A 2,329-nucleotide genomic window follows, 5' to 3' on the forward strand; every position below is an offset into this window, starting at 1 on the left:
GTTGGACACGACGTCGACGCCTTCGGCGTGCAGGACCTCCCGGATCGAGGACACGACGCGTTTGCCGTCGGTGGACCAGGCCAGGTGCACCACGATGTGCACCGCCCCGGCGACCAGCGGCGCGGATGCCTCGAACGGCAGCCGCTCCGCCGACTGCGCGGCGTACGTCATCAGCCGGGTGAACGCCTGCTTGGAGTTGGAGGTGTGGATGGTGGCCAGGCTGCCGTCGTTGCCCTGGCTCATCGCGTTGAGCATCGCGACGACCTCGCCGCCGCGGACCTCGCCGACGATGAGCCGGTCCGGGGCCATCCGCAGCCCCTGGCGGACCAGCTCGGTCTGATCGATCTCCCCGACGCCCTCGATGTTGGCCTCGCGGGTCTGCAACGCCACGCAGTCCGGGTGGGCCGGGTCGAGGTCCAGGGCGAGCTCGTCGGTGTCCTCGATGGTGACCAGCCGCTCGTGCGGTGGGATGGCCTGCGCCATCGCCCGCAGGAATGTGGTCTTGCCGGAGTCCGTGCCGCCGCACAGGATCACGTTGCGGCGGGCCAGGACCATCGCGGTGAGCAGATCCCGCAGGCCGAGGTCCATCACCCCGTGCTTGCGGGCCAGGTCGTCGAGGCTGACTTCGAGCAGGGTGTGCTTGCGGATCGCCACCGCCGGCACCCGGCCCATCAGGGTCGCGAACAACCGGGACCCGTCCGGCAACCGCACACTGACCCGCGGCACGCCCCGGTCGAAGCGACGTTCGTCCGCGCCGGACCGGGCCGCGGCGTCGCGGACCAGCTCGATCAGCTCCTCCGCGGAGGCGGTGATGGCCGGCATGCGGGTCTTCGACCCGTCGGTGTGCCGGCACCACACCACCGGCCCCTGCACCAGGATGTTCGTCACGGTCGGATCGGCCAGCAGCGGCTGCAGCCCGCCCAGCCCGGTGAGCGCGTCCCGGACCGCCTGGGCGGCCTGTGCCTCCACCGGCGGGGCGAGGGGCATCCGACCGGCGGCGAGCTCGGCCCGGGCGTGCTCGTTCAACGCGGCGGCGACCAGCTGCTCGATCCGCGCGTCCCGGTCCGCGCCGGACAGCCGCTCCCCGGCTTCGGCGAGCTGCTCGGCGACCTGCTGCCGCAGCCGGCGGACGAGGGCCTGCTGGTCACCGGTCTGCCACCCGGACAGGCCGGCGCTGCCGTTGGCGACGGCGGTCATGAGGCCACCTCCGCCGGTACCGGCGCGCCGGTGAGGTCCAGCTCAGGGTGGCCGGGCAGGATCGACGCCGGCTGCGCGGTCGTCAACGTCACCGCGATCCCGCGGATCGCCCGAGCCAGCTTCAACCGCCGCCAGTTCGGCACCCGCAACCTCCCCGCGAGGGCACCCGCACCGAGCCGACTCACCGGCACCTCCCACAACACCGGCACCCCGAGCTCCCGGGCGATCTCCCGCCCGCTGTAGCCGCCGTCCCCGGTACGGACCAGCCACAACCGGCCCCGCACCGCCGGCCGCAGCCACGACAGGCGCAGCTCCACCTGGGTCTGCTCGGCCAGCTCACCAGCCGCCAGCACCAGCACATGATCGGCGGCGGCCAGCAGCGCGGCGGCGGGACCGTCCTGCTCGACCCGGCCGACGTCCACGATCACCGGCTGCCGCTGCGCCAGGTCCCGCAACGACGCCAGCCCACGGTTCACGAGGGTGAGCGTCGACGAGGCGACCGTCTCGCCCGGCGGGGCGAGGACCACGTCCGCGCCGACCGCGAGCCGCTGCGTGTACGGGGCCAGGGACACGATCCCGCCGGTGTGCGCCTGCGCCGCCAGCCCGGTCAGCCCCGGCTCGGGGGCATGCCCGAACCGGGCGGCCAGGTCACCGCCGTGCGGGTCGCACTCGATCAGGACCGCGTCCGGCTCCGGCCACACCGCGGTCAGCCCCACCGCCAGGGTGGTCACCCCGGGGGCGCCCTTCACCGATGCCAGCACGATCAGCATCGCGGTCACCGCCCCACGCCGCGCTGCACCAGCGCCGCCTCGCCACCGGCCGAAGCGACCGTGACCGCGTCGGTAGCGGTCAGTAGCAGCGACACCACCGTCACCCCCGACTGGTCCGCGGCCTCGTGCACCGACACCACCGTCGCGTCCGCACGAACCAGCTGCGGCCCGCTGTCGCCAGCGCCGTTACCGGAGCCGGCGGTGTTCGCGCCGGGCGCGGCGGACGGGATCACGATCACGGTCACCTGACCGCCCGCCGCCACCCCGGCCGGGATCCGGCCGGGTTTGAGCCCGACGGCGATGACCGCCTGCCCGGCCGGGGGCCACGCCACGTCGCCGAGCTGCTGCGGCGACAGCAGCGC

General features: G+C 74.5%; 2 protein-coding genes and 1 pseudogene. All 3 read right to left on the reverse strand.

Going from position 1 to position 2,329, the window contains the following annotated elements; all coding sequences use genetic code 11:
• Window positions 1–1,197: ATPase, T2SS/T4P/T4SS family (locus tag AB0M46_RS51260; RefSeq protein WP_363349050.1), on the reverse strand; the 1,197-nt coding region annotated here is incomplete at its 3' end.
• Window positions 1,194–1,967 carry a hypothetical protein gene (locus tag AB0M46_RS51265; protein ID WP_363349052.1) on the reverse strand — a complete coding sequence of 258 codons (774 nt, stop codon included), beginning with the start codon at window positions 1,965–1,967 and terminating at the stop codon, window positions 1,194–1,196. The genes AB0M46_RS51265 and AB0M46_RS51260, both read right to left, overlap by 4 nt.
• A 5-nt stretch (window positions 1,968–1,972) precedes the next feature.
• Window positions 1,973–2,329 (reverse strand): annotated as a pseudogene (locus tag AB0M46_RS51270) (hypothetical protein); the annotation flags it as partial.

The sequence above is a fragment of the Dactylosporangium sp. NPDC051485 genome (assembly GCF_040682015.1).
GTDB lineage: Bacteria > Actinomycetota > Actinomycetes > Mycobacteriales > Micromonosporaceae > Dactylosporangium.

Coding starts and splice junctions, on each gene's coding strand:
- AB0M46_RS51265 (WP_363349052.1), bottom strand. CDS start 1,967: ATGCTGATCGTGCTGGCATCGGTGAAGGGCGCCCCCGGGGTGACCACC.